15 protein-coding genes and 1 other RNA gene are annotated in these 17066 nt (G+C 45.8%); 7 read left to right on the plus strand and 9 right to left on the minus strand.

Annotated features, from left to right (window positions below; genetic code table 11):
* Window positions 1-18: 18 nt before the first annotated feature.
* Window positions 19-2772 carry a DNA gyrase subunit A gene (gene gyrA, locus QUD86_RS06655; protein WP_286296117.1) on the minus strand — a complete coding sequence of 918 codons (2754 nt, stop codon included), beginning with the start codon at window positions 2770-2772 and terminating at the stop codon, window positions 19-21.
* Window positions 2773-2929: 157 nt separating this feature from the next.
* Between gyrA and ompA the strand changes: the two genes are divergently transcribed.
* The 4 genes from ompA (at window position 2930) to ssrA (ending at window position 5398) form a co-directional block, all read left to right on the plus strand.
* Complete coding sequence (gene ompA / locus QUD86_RS06660; protein ID WP_286296118.1) at window positions 2930-3505, plus strand: outer membrane protein OmpA; 576 nt, start codon at window positions 2930-2932, stop codon at window positions 3503-3505.
* Window positions 3506-3598: 93 nt separating this feature from the next.
* Window positions 3599-4288 (plus strand): bifunctional 2-polyprenyl-6-hydroxyphenol methylase/3-demethylubiquinol 3-O-methyltransferase UbiG, encoded by a 690-nt coding sequence (ubiG, locus tag QUD86_RS06665; RefSeq protein WP_286296119.1) that lies wholly within the window; start codon window positions 3599-3601, stop codon window positions 4286-4288.
* Window positions 4285-4980, plus strand: a complete 696-nt coding sequence (locus QUD86_RS06670; protein WP_286296120.1) for an HAD family hydrolase — start codon at window positions 4285-4287, stop codon at window positions 4978-4980. Before ubiG ends, QUD86_RS06670 begins: the two co-directional genes overlap by 4 nt.
* A gap of 59 nt (window positions 4981-5039) precedes the next feature.
* Window positions 5040-5398, plus strand: a transfer-messenger RNA (tmRNA) gene (gene ssrA / locus QUD86_RS06675).
* Between the two features lie 338 nt (window positions 5399-5736).
* Here ssrA and QUD86_RS06680 read toward each other — a convergent pair.
* The gene (locus QUD86_RS06680; RefSeq protein WP_286296121.1) at window positions 5737-7497 is read right to left on the minus strand and encodes an IlvD/Edd family dehydratase; all 1761 of its coding nucleotides are present in this window, start codon (window positions 7495-7497) and stop codon (window positions 5737-5739) included.
* A gap of 27 nt (window positions 7498-7524) precedes the next feature.
* The gene (locus QUD86_RS06685) at window positions 7525-8514 is read right to left on the minus strand and encodes a Bug family tripartite tricarboxylate transporter substrate binding protein (RefSeq protein WP_286296123.1); all 990 of its coding nucleotides are present in this window, start codon (window positions 8512-8514) and stop codon (window positions 7525-7527) included.
* Window positions 8515-8619: 105 nt separating this feature from the next.
* On the opposite strand from QUD86_RS06685, the gene QUD86_RS06690 reads away from it, so the two are divergent.
* On the plus strand, window positions 8620-9045 hold the full coding sequence (locus QUD86_RS06690; protein WP_286296124.1) for a VOC family protein: 426 nt from the start codon (window positions 8620-8622) through the stop codon (window positions 9043-9045).
* Window positions 9046-9092: 47 nt separating this feature from the next.
* Here QUD86_RS06690 and QUD86_RS06695 read toward each other — a convergent pair whose 3' ends face one another.
* From QUD86_RS06695 to QUD86_RS06715, 6 genes are all read right to left on the minus strand, one after another.
* Window positions 9093-11150 (minus strand): TonB-dependent receptor family protein, encoded by a 2058-nt coding sequence (locus QUD86_RS06695; RefSeq protein ID WP_286296125.1) that lies wholly within the window; start codon window positions 11148-11150, stop codon window positions 9093-9095.
* Between the two features lie 84 nt (window positions 11151-11234).
* On the minus strand, window positions 11235-11522 hold the full coding sequence (gene hemP, locus QUD86_RS09520; RefSeq protein ID WP_353506523.1) for a hemin uptake protein HemP: 288 nt from the start codon (window positions 11520-11522) through the stop codon (window positions 11235-11237).
* Window positions 11413-12045 carry an energy transducer TonB gene (locus QUD86_RS06700; RefSeq protein ID WP_286296126.1) on the minus strand — a complete coding sequence of 211 codons (633 nt, stop codon included), beginning with the start codon at window positions 12043-12045 and terminating at the stop codon, window positions 11413-11415. Before QUD86_RS06700 ends, hemP begins: the two co-directional genes overlap by 110 nt.
* Window positions 12046-12167: 122 nt before the next feature.
* Entirely contained in the window at window positions 12168-13358 is a 1191-nt protein-coding gene (locus tag QUD86_RS06705; protein WP_286296127.1) for a 50S ribosomal protein L11 methyltransferase, read from the minus strand.
* Window positions 13359-13361: 3 nt separating this feature from the next.
* Window positions 13362-13913 (minus strand): carboxymuconolactone decarboxylase family protein, encoded by a 552-nt coding sequence (locus QUD86_RS06710; protein ID WP_286296128.1) that lies wholly within the window; start codon window positions 13911-13913, stop codon window positions 13362-13364.
* A gap of 41 nt (window positions 13914-13954) precedes the next feature.
* A complete protein-coding gene (locus QUD86_RS06715) occupies window positions 13955-14953 on the minus strand; it encodes a Bug family tripartite tricarboxylate transporter substrate binding protein (protein ID WP_286296129.1) in 999 nt (332 codons plus the stop codon).
* A gap of 92 nt (window positions 14954-15045) precedes the next feature.
* On the opposite strand from QUD86_RS06715, the gene QUD86_RS06720 reads away from it, so the two are divergent.
* Both QUD86_RS06720 and QUD86_RS06725 read left to right on the plus strand, forming a co-directional pair.
* Window positions 15046-15825, plus strand: coding sequence for a sulfurtransferase (locus tag QUD86_RS06720; RefSeq protein WP_286296131.1), 780 nt, complete (start codon window positions 15046-15048; stop codon window positions 15823-15825).
* Between the two features lie 262 nt (window positions 15826-16087).
* Window positions 16088-17065, plus strand: a complete 978-nt coding sequence (locus QUD86_RS06725; protein WP_286296132.1) for a D-2-hydroxyacid dehydrogenase family protein — start codon at window positions 16088-16090, stop codon at window positions 17063-17065.
* Window position 17066 lies beyond the last annotated feature (1 nt).

A 17066-nucleotide genomic window follows, 5' to 3' on the forward strand; every position in this document is an offset into this window, starting at 1 on the left:
CCCCTGGGCCAACACAGATTAAGCATCACCAGCCTCATTAGACGCAGCATCAATCACTGGATCGGCAGAAACTTCTCCCTCTTCAACATCATCTAAGTCATTTTCATCGTCTGAATCACCCTCAGCAATGCGCTGTAAGCCAGACAAACGAGTGCCCTCATCCACGTTAATCAAGGTAACCCCTTGGGTTGCGCGACCCATCTCACGAATTTCAGAAACACGTGTACGCACTAAAATGCCACCAGTGGTAATCAGCATGATCTGGTCTTCTGGAGACACTAACGCAGCAGCGACTACTTTACCGTTTCGGTCAGAAGTCTGAATAGCGATCATGCCTTTTGTTCCCCGGCCATGGCGAGTGTATTCACCAATTGGGGTGCGCTTACCAAAACCATTTTCCGTTGCAGTCAGAACGCTATTTGGAACGGCACTCTCATTAGTTTCGCTGGCTATTGCTTCTGCTTCAGCACCAGCGCCAGCACCAGCACCAACACCAACAACATCATCAGTTGCCTCTGCTGGAGCAACCAGCATAGCGATAACTTGATGGCCATCACCCAAATTCATACCGCGCACACCTCGTGCCGTTCGACCCATTGGGCGCACATCATTCTCATCAAAGCGCACTGCTTTTCCGGCATCCGAAAACAACATCACGTCATGCTTGCCATCCGTAATGGCTGCACCAACCAAAAAGTCATTTTCATTTAAATCTACAGCAATAATTCCGGCCTTGCGAGGGTTCGAAAAGTCAGACAAGCGAGTCTTCTTTACGGTTCCTAAACTGGTAGCCATAAAGACATACTGATCATCCTGATATCCCTTGATTGGAAGAATTACCGTGATTTTTTCACCCTCAATTAAGGGGAACATATTCACAATAGGCTTACCACGCGAGGTGCGACTACCCTGAGGGACTTCCCAGACTTTGAGCCAATACATACGGCCGCGATCCGAGAAACACAAAATGATGTCGTGCGTATTAGCGACGAAAAGTGTCTCAATCCAATCTTCATTCTTAGTTGCAGCAGCCTGCTTCCCTCGACCACCACGCTTCTGCGCGCGGTACTCACTCAGTGGCTGGCTCTTCATGTAACCCGTATTGGAAAGAGTGACCACCATATCTTGCGGAGTAATCAAGTCTTCCGTAAACAACTCAGTCGCATTCATCTCAATGAATGAGCGTCGACCACTATCGCCACCAGCAATGCCAAACTCAGCTTGAACTTCCTTTAATTCAGTTTCAATTACCGAAGTGACGCGTTCAGGCTTAGCCAACAAATCGAGTAAGTCAGAAATTTCTTCCATCACCACTTTGTACTCGTTAACAATCTTATCTTGCTCAAGACCTGTTAAACGCTGTAAGCGCATTTGTAAAATTTCTTGCGCTTGGCTATCTGACAGGCGATACAAGCCAGTCGTCTGCATTCCATACTCAGGTAATAAGCCCTCTGGTCGATAGGCATTACGACCGCCTGGAGTGTCTGTCTCTGCGCGCGCTAACATCTCACGCACCATAGACGAATCCCAAGCCTGACTCATCAACCCACTCTTAGCTACAACAGGATTAGCAGCTGCTTTAATAATGGCGATGAACTCATCAATATTAGCTAAAGCAACAGCTAAGCCCTCGAGGACATGACCACGCTCACGCGCTTTACGTAATTCAAAAATAGTGCGGCGAGTAACGACTTCGCGACGATGCTGCAAGAAGTACTCGAGCATTTGCTTGAGGTTCAACAGGCGTGGCTGGTTATCCACCAACGCCACCATATTCATACCGAAGTTATCTTGAAGCTGAGTGCCCTTGTATAAATTATTAAGCACTACTTCAGGTACTTCCCCACGTTTTAGCTCAATGACTACGCGCATGCCTGACTTATCAGACTCATCACGTAAATCAGAAATACCTTCAATTTTCTTCTCATTAACCAACTCAGCAATGCGCTCAAGCAAGTTCTTCTTGTTCACTTGATATGGCAACTCGTCAACGATGATGGATTGACGTGAGCCTTTGTCTAGATCTTCAAAGTGAGTTTTGGCCCGCATCACCACACGACCCCGCCCAGTGCGATAACCCTCGCGCACCCCTTGAACCCCATAAATAATGCCGGCAGTAGGAAAATCTGGAGCTGGAACAATCTCAATCAGCTCATCAATGGTGCAATCTGGGTTGTGCAACACATACAGACAGGCTGTAACTACCTCATCTAAGTTATGGGGCGGAATATTGGTCGCCATGCCGACTGCAATACCTGAACTGCCGTTAATGAGCAAATTAGGTACTTTTGCAGGAAGAATCAAGGGCTCCCGCTCACTACCGTCATAGTTTGGCCCGAAATCGACCGTTTCCTTGTCCAGATCAGCCAATAACTCATGAGCAATCTTACGCAGGCGAATCTCGGTATATCGCATCGCAGCGGCATTATCACCGTCCACAGAGCCAAAGTTACCCTGTCCATCAACCAGCATATAGCGCAAAGAGAAGTCTTGAGCCATCCGAACGATGGTGTCATACACCGCAGAATCGCCATGGGGATGGTATTTACCGATCACATCGCCAACTATACGAGCAGATTTCTTGTAAGCGCGGTTCCAATCGTTGTTTAATTCATACATAGCGAATAAAACACGTCGATGGACCGGCTTAAGGCCGTCGCGTACGTCTGGTAGGGCTCTACCGACGATAACGCTCATCGCGTAGTCCAAATAGGACCGTTTCATTTCGTCTTCGAGGGATATTGGTAGTGTTTCTTTAGCGGCTTGTTCCATTTATAAATAATATCATTTTGATGACTGCTAGCCCCTATGCTAATATTCTGACAGTTTGTAAGAAATTGAGATGTGTCGCTTTGCAGTCATTTGCTTCAAAGTAGGGCGAATTACATTTAAGTTTGACTTTAATTAAAAGAGATTTTTGAGGACAAAAATGAACAAAACCCTAAAACTGATGCTTGCATCCATTATTACTATTTCCGCTACTGCAGCTGTGGCTTCCGATAACTGGGTTAACAGCTCTGGCTTGAACTGGAAAAACGGCGATGGCACATTGTGCTGGCGTGATGCTAGCTGGACTCCTGCAACTGCTGCCGCAAATTGCGATGGCTGGTTAGGTGCTAAAAAAGCTGCTGCTCCTGCAGTAACTCAAAGCAAAATTACTTTGCAAGCTGATACCTTGTATGACTTCGATAAAGCATCATTGAAGCCAGAAGGAATGGCTACTTTGGACAAAATTGCTAAAGACTTAGGCAAGATCAAGTTAGAAGTAATTATTGCTGTTGGTAATACCGACAGTGTTGGTACAGATGCCTACAACATGGCTCTAGGTCAGCGTCGTGCTCAGTCCGTTAAAGCTTACTTAGTAAGCAAAGGCGTTGATGGTAGCCGCGTTTACACAGAATCAAAAGGTAAGAGCAACCCAGTTGCCAGTAACGCAACTGCTGATGGTCGCTCTAAGAACCGCCGCACCGACATCGAAGTTGTTGGTACAGCCGCTGTTAAGTAATTCTTTTTACTTGTAAAAAAGCCCGCTTATGCGGGCTTTTTTATTTCCGCTATATTCGTATCTCACACTATCCCGCCTAAGGCACCAACATTAATGAACGTCGATCAGTCAGAAATCGCTAAATTTAGCGCCCTAGCCCACCGCTGGTGGGATCCCAATAGCGAATTCAAACCGCTGCATGCCATTAATCCCCTGCGCCTGAATTGGATTAAGTCAATCGTTGACCTTCAAGGCAAGCGGGTTTTGGACGTAGGCTGTGGCGGCGGTATTTTGGCTGAATCTATGGCTCAGTCCGGTGCTCAAGCATGCGGCATTGATTTATCTGAAAGAGCCCTTAAAGTTGCTGAGCTCCACGCTCTAGAGGTTGGGGCGAGCCTTCTGTATCGCGCTATATCTGCCGAAGCATTAGCTGAAGAGGAGCCAGGGCAATATGACGTAGTTACTTGCATGGAAATGCTGGAGCATGTACCGGATCCCGCATCTGTAGTCCAAGCCTGCGCAAAGTTGTGCAAGCCGGGTGGCACCCTGTTTTTTAGCACCCTTAATCGCAATCCAAAATCTTACCTATTTGCCATTGTTGGCGCTGAATACATCCTCAGAATGCTGCCTAAAGGCACCCACGAATACGCAAAATTCATCAAACCTTCAGAGTTAGTCTCATTTACTCGCCAGGCTGAATTAGAAATGCTACAAATGAAAGGGATGAGCTACAACCCCTTCACTCAGGTCTACAGTTTGGGTGCTGATGTTGATGTCAATTACATGATTGCCGTGCGCAAATGACTGACAGGCTAGTCAGCCCTTACAGCGGGGTATTTTTTGACCTTGACGGTACCTTAGCTGATACCGCACCGGATCTAGTTGCGGCCGCCAATCAACTCCTCATTGCGCGTAAGCTCGAACCCAAACCTTACGAATTACTTCGCCCTAGAGCCTCCGCAGGAGCCAGAGGTCTTATTTTTGGGGCATTTGCTATGGGTACGGATCACCCGGACTTTAATACCCTGCGCGATGAATTTTTCAGTAATTATGAAAAAGCGCTCCTTGTAAATAGCAAATTATTTGAAGGGATAGCGCATTTACTGGACCAGATGGATGCCGCCCAAACACCATGGGGCATCATTACCAATAAAAGTGAACGATTCACCAACCCCTTGACTGATCTGATGGGATTACGTCAGAGGGCCGTAGCAACGATTTCAGGGGATACCACGCCCTACTCTAAACCGCATCCAGAACCTATCTTGCATGCCGCTAGAATCGCCAATGTCGACCCTACAAAAGCCTTATATGTTGGAGATGACATTCGAGACGTCGTGGCAGGCAGAGCGGCGGGTATGCAAACCATCGCAGCAGCCTATGGCTATTGCGGATGTGATGAACCCCCAGATGAATGGGGGGCGGATTATTTAATTCAGCACCCGAGTGAACTAATGGAAATCATCTATCCCAGCAGGAATAAGACGGCAATTTAAAGATATCCGACAAATTGAGGTCGAAAGCCTTAAAATGGAACTTCCAATGCTTTCACTCTGGGGCCGACATGGTTTCGACGTGGGTTACGAAGCATCAAGGGCATACCGAGGACCCGTTATCTCGTAAATCAATGGGAATGTAATAACTGCAAACGACGAACGTTTCGCACTAGCCGCTTAATTGCGGTTGCCCCTGAACTGATTCTCTCTTGGGTCAGGTAGCGCAAGCTACATCAGGGTCATTTACAAGAGATAAGATTATTTCGTGTCACGAGGAATAGTTCGAAAATTTAGTGAATCGCCAGCGTGGAACATGTCAGTCTGTGACTAGCTAGCTAAATTAAATGATATGACTAAGTATGTAGAACTTGTTGTAGAGGATTTGCGGACGCGGGTTCGATTCCCGCCGGCTCCACCATTTTGTAGTACGTAACAGTCTAACGCCACCCACCAGGGTGGCGTTTTTCTTTGTAGATAAAGGCCTGTACGTCCGTTGTGGTCTTTCCAAATCCAGCTGTAACCAAAACCGTTGGGGGTATTATTGGGGGTATTCTTACAAAATCGAACTGACAAAAAACATGGTTGGGGGTATTTCTGGAAAGCTTACGGATAAAGGGATTAAGAGCTTCATCAACCGTTCAGCCCCAGGCAGCAAGCTTGCAGATGGTCGAGGCCTTTATTTACAAAGAAAAACGCCACCCAACTGGGTGGCGTTTTTCTTTAAAAAATTGACTACTAATTCATTGCTCTACTTAGTTAGCACTTAGGTATTTTGCCCACCATTTTTGCTGCTCTTAAAAAATCAAAGTCGACACCCTGATCTGCTTGAGTGACGGTATCTAAAAATAATTTAAGGTAGCCGCGCTCTGCAGTAGGCTCAATAATCGGATTATCTTTTGCGCGCTGCTCTAGCTCTTCATTCGATATTAATAGGCTGATCTCACGATTTTTCACGCTTAAACGGATGCGATCGCCATTCTGTACATGCGCTAAAGGCCCACCAATAGCAGCCTCTGGAGTGACGTGTAAAACGATCGTTCCAAAAGCAGTGCCACTCATACGACCATCTGAAATGCGTACGATGTCTTTGACACCAGATCGCGCCAACTTTAGTGGAATAGGAATATAGCCCGCCTCCGGCATGCCAGGCGCACCTTTAGGGCCAATATTTTTTAAAACCAAAATGTCATCGGCCGTTACATCCAACTCAGGACTATCAATTCGGTTTGCCAGATCTTCAGAATTCTCAAAGACGACTGCGCGCCCCTCATGCTCCATCAATCTTTCATCAGCGGCAGACTGCTTGATGATGGCTCCCCCAGGCGCTAAATTACCATGCAACACAGCAATACTGCCGCGAGGATAAATCGGGTTATCTAACTTACGCACAACGTCCTGCTTGAAGCTTGGTGGCGCTGCATCAATCTCTTCGCCCAAAGTACGGCCAGTGACTGTCATAGCATCGAGCTTTAATAAAGGCTTAAGTTCGCGTAAGAGTGTAGTCATGCCACCCGCATCATGAAAATTTTCCATATAGTGGTCACCTGAAGGCTTTAGGTCAACCAATACCGGAGTTTCATTACCCATTCTATCCAAGGCATCCAAGTCAATCTCTAGGCCCATACGACCTGCAATTGCGGCTAAATGAACAATCCCATTAGTTGATCCACCGATAGCTAATAAAACACGCATCGCATTCTCAAATGCATCCGCAGTCAGCACTTTGTCGATCGTGACACCGTCTTTAGCCATTTGCACAGCGCGGGTGCCCGTCTCCTCTGCAATACGAATGCGATCTGCAGTTACTGCAGGCGGAGTTGCCCCACCAGGCACAGTCATTCCTAATGCCTCAGCAATACAGGCCATCGTACTGGCGGTACCCATCACAGAACAAGTTCCCACACTAGCGACGAGCTGGTCATTTACCTCATCTTTTTCTGCCTCATCAATTTCACCTGCGCGAAACTTACCCCAATAGCGGCGACAGTCAGTACAAGCACCAACTCGCTCACTACGATGTGAGCCAGTGAGCATCGAGCCCGTGATGAGCTGGATAGCAGGAAGCCCGGCAGATGCGGCACCCATCATCTGCGCAGGAACGGTTTTATCGCATCCACCGATCATGACAACGGCATCCATTGGTTGAGCACGCAGCATTTCTTCCGTATCCATCGACATCAAATTTCGTAAATACATACTAGTTGGCGCAGCAAAGCTTTCATGAATCGAGATGGTCGGAAAATCCATCGGCAATCCACCGGCCAACATCACGCCACGCTTTACTGCCTCAATTAATTGCGGCATATTGCCATGGCAAGGATTGTATGCACTACCCGTATTAATAATGCCAATGACCGGGCGATCTAGCGCACTATTGGTATAGCCTGCACCCTTGATAAATGCTTTACGCAAAAATAAAGAAAATCCTTTATCACCATAGCTTGTTAAGCCTTTACGTAAGCCACTCGCAGGGGCTATTTTTTGATCTGAGCTATCTTTTTTGTCTTTGCTTGTCATGCCATATTCTTTGTTTTTAAAATTAACTTACTCAGCCTTAATATCGGCCTCTTTAATTACTTTTTCCCAGCGCTTGACTTCCGCAGCTAACAACAATGCAGATTGCTTTGGATTAGTTGGTGCAGCAGCATAAACACCCTGCTTTAAGAATGCTTCCTTAACTTCTGGATTAACTAGCAGTGTAGCAATCACTGCATTCAATTGGTTGATGATGGCAACGGGTGTACCTACCGGAGCTAATACGCCAAAAGTAGAGCTTACCTCCAAAGCAGGCATACCTGACTCAGCGGTGGTGGGTACATCTGGCAGCATCGAAATTCGCTTTGATGTGGTCACTGCTAATGGACGTAGCTGCCCCGCATTAATAAAAGGTAATGCTGCAGGAACGGTTTCCACCATCATGTTGACCTGTCCCGCTACTAAATCAGTCATCGCCGGACCGCTGCCTTTATAGGGAATGTGTGTAATTTTAATTTGCGCTTCTTTTTGGAAAATTTCTGCCCCCATGCGCTGTGGAGCACCGGCACCAGATGAAGCGTAATTAAGCTTATCAGGGCTGGCTTTTGCATAATCAACCAAGCCTTTTAAGGTTCTCACAGGAACATTGGGGTTCACAACGACAACCAAGGGAACGGAGCCCACAATCATGATGGGGGTGAAATCCTTCAGGATGTCATAGCGTAGCTTCCCCTTTTCTAATGTAGCCATAGTTGAGTGAGAGGTAACGGCGCCCATTAAAAGGGTGTAACCATCAGGATTTGACCTAGCTACCGCCTCTGCGCCAATGTTACCGCCAGCACCACCACGGTTATCTACAAGCACTTGTTGGCCCAGTGCATCACCTAGATTCTTAGCCAGAATGCGACCGATAACATCTGTAGCACCGCCCGGAGGATAAGGAACAATCAGCTTAATTGGCTTATCCGGATAAACCGCATGAGCCACTCCATTCAATCCAATGACTAAGGCGCAATATAGGATGGCGCGACCAGCCTTACTAAATGAGGAAGTAAACATTTTGTCTCCAGTTGATAGCATTATTTTTATAAGCTCAATATACTAAACTTTAGCAATCAAAATACTTGAGCAAACTCAACTTTAACTACATTATGGGAAAAAGCTATGTCTAGCAACGTTCAACCATTTCACTTAGCTTTTCCGGTAAATGACCTAGAGGCAGCCCGCCATTTTTATGGCAAAACTCTAGGCTGCGACGAAGGTCGAAGCTCTGAGGAGTGGATTGATTTTGACTTTTTTGGCCATCAACTTGTTGCTCACCTTGCACCCGAGGAGTGTGGGCACGCAAGTGCAAATGAAGTGGATGGACAACAGGTGCCCGTGAAGCACTTTGGAGTTGTTTTAACAATGCCAGATTGGCATGTTCTAGCGAAACGATTACAAGCCTCCAATATGCAATTCATCATCGAGCCACAAATTCGCTTTCAGGGAAAAGTGGGCGAGCAGGCTACGATGTTTTTCTTGGATCCTGCTGGTAACGCATTAGAATTCAAAGCATTCGAGGATCCAAGTCAACTATTTGCCAAATAAATTAGGGTGCGGAAATCCAAGGATCTCTCACCTCTCCAGATAGTATTTCAGAAGAATTGATAACTCATGCCTGCCTGAAAATTCAAAGGTGCGCCCGCAAAAATACCATCTGGACTTCTACTATAGATGTAGCGCTTATTAAATAAATTATTAATCACCCCGAACACTTTCCAATGTTTGTTGACCGCGTAATTTGCAGTCCAATTGACCGTAACTACTGCAGGTATTTCACCTAAGGTGCCAATCGCATTAGATGCCACCGTATTTGCTGAATCGGGAAACTGTGAATCAATGTAGTTAGCGCTGAGCAAGGTGTTAAATCCATTGCGCTGATAATTTAATCCTAAATTTGAGATGAGTTTAGGCGTGTAGGGTATGCGCTTACCATCCGCTCCAATAGAAGAGCTGCCAACATACTTTGCAACGGGAATATAGGTTGCATTACCGTTGATACTCCAACCAGCACCCAACAGGAGCCCCAATGCTAACTCGGCACCCTGATGTAAGCTTTTTCCACCATTGGCTTTGTTGATCCCCATTGCTAAGCTTTGATTCACAATTTGATTACTAAAATTCATACTAAAAACTGCAGCATCATAAGTAAAGCTTGGATTTTTTCCCCTGAAGCCGAATTCCATATTAGTCGATCGCTCAGGATCCAGCTGCTGATCAACCCCCTGCTCACTGACTGCAGTAGCGAGTTGTGCAGGAGCAAATCCCTTATAGATGCTGGAATACAGCTGAAGACCAGGAGTGACTTGTAGGGTAGCGCCAATCTGCGGAATCGTTTCTACGTTTTTGGCGCCACCGCTTTTTTCAGTAAGCACGTTATTTCGGGTCTGGTTATAGCTCTCTACACGTATGCCCGGAATCACAGCAAAATCTTTGGTGATTAAAAACCGATTTTGGGCATACAACGCTACTGAATTTGCCTTATTTTCTTCATGAGTGGCAATTCTTCCCGATCTAGCTAGGCTAGTCGATGCTAACATTTGATTAGACTGCGTCTCAGTATGCAATCGCACCCCAAACTCAGCCTCATTTCGAAGGCCAAATGCTTTAAATGCATGCATGAGACGAGAATCTATACCCAACATCTGAAACTCTCGATTACGCCCGAACATACATTCGGAGCTACCGTTGCATGGCTTAAAAACCGTCCCATCAACAGAGCGAGAGTTAATACTCTGGCGCCAAAAATCACGCCCCAGCTTGCTCCAGTAGACTAATGTATTCAGTTTGGCATCGGGACTCATATCCCAGGAGTGATTTAAATCAACTGCATTTCTCTGAGTAACAAAACTATCGTTTGGCGCAGGATTTGATGACGTTTTATTGTTATATTGATTGGGTCTCAATCCCACATAAGAAATATTAATGTCATTATCGTAATGAGTGTATTTCAAGCTCATCCATTGATTTTTGGCAACACTCATGCCCCCCTTAAAAAGAATATCGGTCATCTCATACCCATTACTCTGATAACTATTTGATTCAGACTTAATCACATTCAGACCAGCAATAGCTCCATTGGACTCTGATTTACCACCAGCCTCAATTTGCGCCAAGCGATATCCATAGTTACCAGCTTTAGCGGTAACCTTAAACCCTTCTTCCGGTGTTTTGGTCAGATAATTAACAACACCGCCAATATTAGATGGGCCGTACTGCAACCCAGATGCCCCCTTTAATACCTCAATACCACTCATGCGATCTACTGGTGGACTGTAATAAGAAGCGTTGGAAATAAATAAACTGGGATGTATCGGTGCACCGTCCTCCAAAAGCAACACTTTTTGACTTCGACCTGGATTCAATCCCCGAATACCAATATTCGGAATTGCGCCAAGCGCACCCTCATCACCTCGAACATGGACTCCGGGAACGGTCTTTAAGGCATCTTGCAATGAAAGTGGCTGGAGAATTTCCAACTGCTTTTGATTGATGATGTCCACTGTCCCGGGAATTTTTGATAATGCATTTGCTTCTTTACCCACAATATCAATTCTAGGTAGATCCATTTCCTGAGCATTGGCGCATGTCAATGCTGAGCATCCAAGCGCTAACGCCAATCTTGGTGCCCATGCTAATTTCTGTAACTTCATATGCAATCTCCAGTGATGTAAATAAAAAATCGCTGGCTATTGGCATATCAATATACTTTTTGCTGGCTAAAAATAAATTTAAAATTATTTAGTCAAGATAAGCTTTCTTAGCTTGGTAATGCTTAGCTGATACCTGTGACCCTCGTGCAGAATGATGATTGAGCGATCATTTCCCATTAAAGAGGTGCTTTGGATTACCCTACCCCAAACATCTTGGGGCACATTTGATGTTTCTTTCAATGCGGGCGTGTGATGACTCAACTTAGGCCTCCAGGGTAAAGTGGATCGGGAGGCGATAACACTCGGAGGCGCCTGATCCCTTCGGCCCTGAGGTAGAAAATCTCCACTCTTTGATTGTTTCCAAAGCCGCATGATCTAGCCGTGAAAATCCTGAGCTTTTCACCAATGTAAGCCCATCAACTAAGCCCTGGCGATTGATGCACATCCTTAGCTCAACAAAGCCCTGTTCACCCATACGCCTACTAGCTATGGGATAAGGTGGCTGAGGATTTGCCAAAATGCCGCGCTGACTCAATGGCATATTGGTGATTGAGGAGATTGCTGGTGCAGTAGACCCTTCCATGACATTTATAGTTGGGCTAGTAGACTCTATTTTTTGATGCCTAAAAGCCATAGATGCACCAAACACCTTAGCGGCATGATCGACCGATTGTTTGATTGTTCGATTTTCAGGGGGCGACCTTGTGGCACTCTTTGAAGAACTCTCTCGAGTAAGCCCCAAAGAGATGACTTGTTCTGCGAGCCTATCTACGCCATTATTTTTAAATGATGTAGCAAGCCCTAGAACACTTACGTGAATTGCAGTGACAACCGCAATGAGAGCGATTGAGATATCGCCATTAAAAGCACTACTCCGATACCTTAACAACGCCATACCTACGCCCGCCCTACATAATTTTTAAATGATAATGATTCTCATCTATTTTATGCAAAGCAAGCAATATAAACAACCCTTCTTAAAAAGAGGACGTAACACTGGAATGCTAATTTGCTAGATTACTGAGTTGCCAAGCGCCATAGTGAAGTCACTTCAGCAGCTCTAGCAGCATGAAGCCGGTCAGTTTCATCAAATGCTTTCTGGTGCTTTGCCTTTGTATCGCTTCGGCTTAGCACTTTCAATCCTGCCTGCTCGATCCACTCTAGTAATTCGGCTCGGGTCCTCAGCCCCAAATGCTCAGCCAGATCAGACAAAATCAGCCAGCCCTCACCCCCAGGCAATAGATGATCTTTCAATCCATTGATGAAGCCCTTCAGCATCTGACTGCCAGGATCATAGATAGAACGCTCTAAAGTAGAGCTAGGTCGGGCTGGTAACCATGGAGGGTTACATACAATTAAAGAAGCCTTACCCTCGGGAAATAAATTTGCTTTAACAACGGTAATTTGATTGGTTAAATTCAAACGCTCAATATTTTCTTTAGCACAAGCTAGCGCGCGATCATCCAAATCTGTAGCGATAACCTTTTGCAATCCACGCATAGTCAGGATGATAGATAAAACACTGCTACCAACACCAATGTCAAAAGCAGTCGATTCAGCATCAAGCGCCTTAGGCAAAGGGGTATCACAAACTAACTCAAGATACTCACCACGAATAGGAGAAAAAACACCATAGTGTGGATACACAAAAACAGCCTCACCATTTTCATCGGCAAGGACAGGTAAACCATTCTTGCGCCATTCATAAGCGCTGATCACCCCTAAGAGTTCGCGTAAGGAAATAACATACGCCTGAGTAGAAGCGCCATACGCCTCATAACATGCCTGAGATACGACCGGCGCCCGCCTCAAAGAGATCGTATGCTCGGAAGTGCATTGAATTAATATCATCCCCAGAATACGAGCACGCTGGGATTGCGTAAGGCGATGTAAATTAAAGGTGTCGAGGGCAAGCTGTTGAGCAGTCTTCTCAACATTGGCAATAACACTCTTATCTGCTCGCTTTGATTTTTTTGAAGGCCTATCTACGCGTCGCACTAACGCTTGCAATAATTGACGGGCATTTTGAAAATCGCCCCTCCACAAGATCGCGGTGCCCTCACAGGCTAGGCGATAGGCGATATCTGCAGTTAGCGTGTCATCTCCCAGAACTACTTTTTTATGGGGCGCTATGCCATTTTCAGAATGCCAAAGGGCTGTCTGTATTTGGTCGCCCTCTTCCCATTGGATAAAAGCATCTTTAGTCATAAATTATCCAGGAGGGTGATCCTCCGGATTGACATCTAAGGCAATCAGAAAACGAGAGACCATGTTGTACGCTGCAATCACCGTTACTAACTCCACTGTATCCGTATTGCCAAGGGTAGCTTGCAGCCTTTTCATTAAAGCGCTGTCGACTTGAATATTGCGCGTCATCTGAAAAGTTAACGCTGCAGTATCTTGCTCTATTGGACTAAAACATTCCTCTGGAAAGTTAGCCTGTCCAATAAGGCGCAATGCTTGCACCTGCTCTTCTGTGCCACCCGCCTGAATAAATGGTGGCGCATGATGAAAAAACTCATACTCAGCACCGTTTAATACCGCAACCCCACACATCGCTAGTTCACGCAACTTAGGATTTAGGGATAGATTGTTACGAATCTCGCCAATAAAGTGATTCCAGCCTTCGGCAATCGGGGTGCTATGCAACAGCATTCGATCTAGATTAATAAATTGCCCACCGCGCCTTTGGCGAATGGCGGAGACCAGTGCAGCAGGTTCTGCCAAATCCATTGGTTGATAAGGAATTAAACGCTCGTTCATATTGATGTATTTGGTCAGGTGTTAATTAAGGAATTAAGAAATTAAGGCGCTTCTTTAATGTTATTTTCAATAACAAACTTACCCCATATGGCAATCTGCTTACCAATGAAATCGCGTAAAGTATCTGGGTTTCCAGCAACAATTTCAATTCCCTGTGATTTCAGTTTCTCAGCAACAGAAGGTGTTTTTAAGGCCTTAGTTACCGCCTGATTCATCGCGTTGACAATAGCAGGAGGTGTTTTACCAGGAGCCAAAACCGCCCACCATGCTGGCGCATTAAATCCTGGGAAGCCACTCTCAGCAATAGTAGGTACATTTGGTAAAGCAGCCGATCGCTTACTGGTAGTAATCGCTAAAGGAATGACACCACCGCTATCAATGTGAGGCCTGACTAAAAATTCCGAACCAATCGCTAGCTGAACTTGTCCCCCTAGAATGTCTTGCATCAAAGGCCCTCCGCCACGGTAAGGAATGTGATTCCAGTCCAGTCCCGATTGTTTTGCTAAGCGAGCGATCGCTAGATGTCCAAGACTCCCGATTCCAATCGAGCCGTAGCTAAATTGTTTGCCCGCTTTCGATTGATCTATCAGCTGTTTAAAGCTTGTTATGCCAGAACTCTTACTTGCAACGATGACCATTGGCGATGTACCAATTAAGGTTACCGGCGCAATGTCTTTAATCGTGTCGTAGGGAAGCTTATCTTTCAAACTAGGATTTACCCCGTGTGTATCGAACACTACTGCAAAGGTATAGCCATCTGGATCGGCACGCGTCATTGCAGCAGTCCCGATAACACCAGATGCACCACCAATGTTTTCAACAATCACGTTTTGCTTCAATTCTGCCTGCAAGGCTGGGGCTAGCACTCTAGCTACCTGGTCCACAGATCCACCTGGTGGGAATACTGCAATTAAACGAATAGGCTTTTGGGTGGGCCAAGTCCCTACTCCAGCACTTTGGGCGCTCACGATAGAGCTGGCAGCCAACAGAACTGAGCCCAAAATCAAGGCTTTTTTAGCCATCCTTACAATAATCTGCATTGCTCGTATCTCCTTCAGTTAAGTGCCCAAGATTACCACCCCTTGCAGCCATCCTGTTCGATAATAAGGGTTGGAGCCAAAATAGAACAATCATGAAACCCATCCTGAACATTGCAGCCTATTTATTTGTGAGCCTAGATGGATTGACAGAGCTACGCAGTGCAATGCTTGCTGAGTGCAATTCCCGCCAAATTAAAGGCACGATCTTATTAACCGGGGAAGGAATCAACCTGTTTTTAGCTGGCAAAGAGCTCGAATTACACAGCTTCTTAGGCTGGCTAAGGATGGATGCCCGCTTTAGTGCTTTGCAGACCAAAGATAGCTGGTCTGAAGCGCAGCCATTTAAAAAGATGCTCGTCAAAATAAAGAATGAAATTATTCGCATGAATCACCCCACGATTCGTCCTGAAGAAGGTAGGGCTAATTTCATTGCACCCCAAAAATTACGAGAATGGCTTGATCGGGGAACCGATGATTTGGGACGTCCAGTGGTAATGATTGATACCCGCAACGCATTTGAGGTGGAGTACGGCACCTTTGAAAATGCGATGCATTTCAACATTAGTAAATTTACAGAGTTTCCCCAAGCAATCGAGGCTCAGAAAGAGGCTTTAGCCGACAAAACATTAGTGAGCTTTTGCACCGGGGGAATACGCTGTGAAAAATCAGGCCTCTATATGCGCGAGATTGGGATGCAACATAGCTACCAATTAGAAGGTGGCATCTTGAAGTATTTCGAGGAAGTAGGCTCTACACACTACAGCGGCACCTGCTTTGTTTTTGATGAACGAGAGTCATTGGAACCTAATTTAAAATCGATCCCGATCGAACAGTCCATACGAAAAAAACTTAAAGTCTTAGAGCCACAGTAAGACTCTCAAGGTAAACGACTTTTCCTGCTACAAGTAGCTTAAGTAACCAGAGTAAAATCTGCCCAACAAGAAAAAATTACTTAAACATATATGAAAGCTTAAGGCATGCTTAACCATTCTCATTGGATATTCTTTTTTTGATGCCTCGTACTATTTCTAAAGGCCTAAGCCCTATCTGGCACGTGTGTGCGCCTCCGATCTAAAGCAGATCTTGCAACTCTCCACACCTGATTAATCCACCATAAACTTACGGAACTGGCACATGTCCACACTACCTAATATCGTCATCCTCGGAGACTACGAACGCGCTTTGCGACGCTTCTCTCATTGGGAAGAGTTAGATCAAAAGTCAAATCTGACCATTCATCATGAGCCCTTACGTGACGAAGCCCTATATGAGGCGGTTAAGGACGCTGATGCTATCGCCATCGTAAGAGATCGCTCTCCATTTAATGAGGCGATGATTGCCCGATTACCAAAGCTTAAACTCCTGATGTTCACTGGTGAACGTAATGGCACGCTCGAAGCTTCAGCGCTTGTCTCCAGAAATATTCCGATGGCATGCACACCAGGTGGCCCATCAAAAGAGACCACAGCTGAACTTACTTGGGCCTTGATTTTGGCTGCCTCCAAAAATTTGATCAATCAAACATCACTCATTGGAAATGGTGGTTGGCGCAATGAATTATCAGTACTGCCAATGTTGTCAGGGCAACGTCTGGGCATCATGGGCTTAGGCGCTATCGGAAGTAAAGTGGCCAGAGTAGGTCGTGCCTTTGGAATGGAAGTAGTGACCTGGAGCCCGCGCATGACTCCTGAGCGCGCCGCTACTGAAAATGCTGTCTCGGTTAGCTTAGACGAATTACTCAGTACATCCAAGGTAATCACTATGCATTTAGTGGCCGGTCCAGGAACCAAAGGAATTATTAGTGCCGATCAATTGGCTTTAATGCGCCCTGATTCCATTCTAGTTAACACCTCTAGAGCAGCGCTGATTAATATGTCTGACTTAAGCATTGCACTTCAAAGGGGTGCTCCTGCCCAAGCAGCAATAGACGTATTTGATATTGAGCCGCTGCCCGTCAATGATTCTTTGCGCAATACGCCCAATTTATTAGTTACACCACACTTAGGCTTTATTGCAGAGCCTATTTTTGAAGCATTCTCTCAAGGCATCACAGAGACTCTGAATGCCTGGCTTGATCAAAAACCAGTTCCACATCCTTTCAAACCCTCATAAA

The organism is Polynucleobacter sp. TUM22923, assembly GCF_030295705.1.
In the GTDB taxonomy this organism is placed as follows: Bacteria; Pseudomonadota; Gammaproteobacteria; order Burkholderiales; family Burkholderiaceae; genus Polynucleobacter.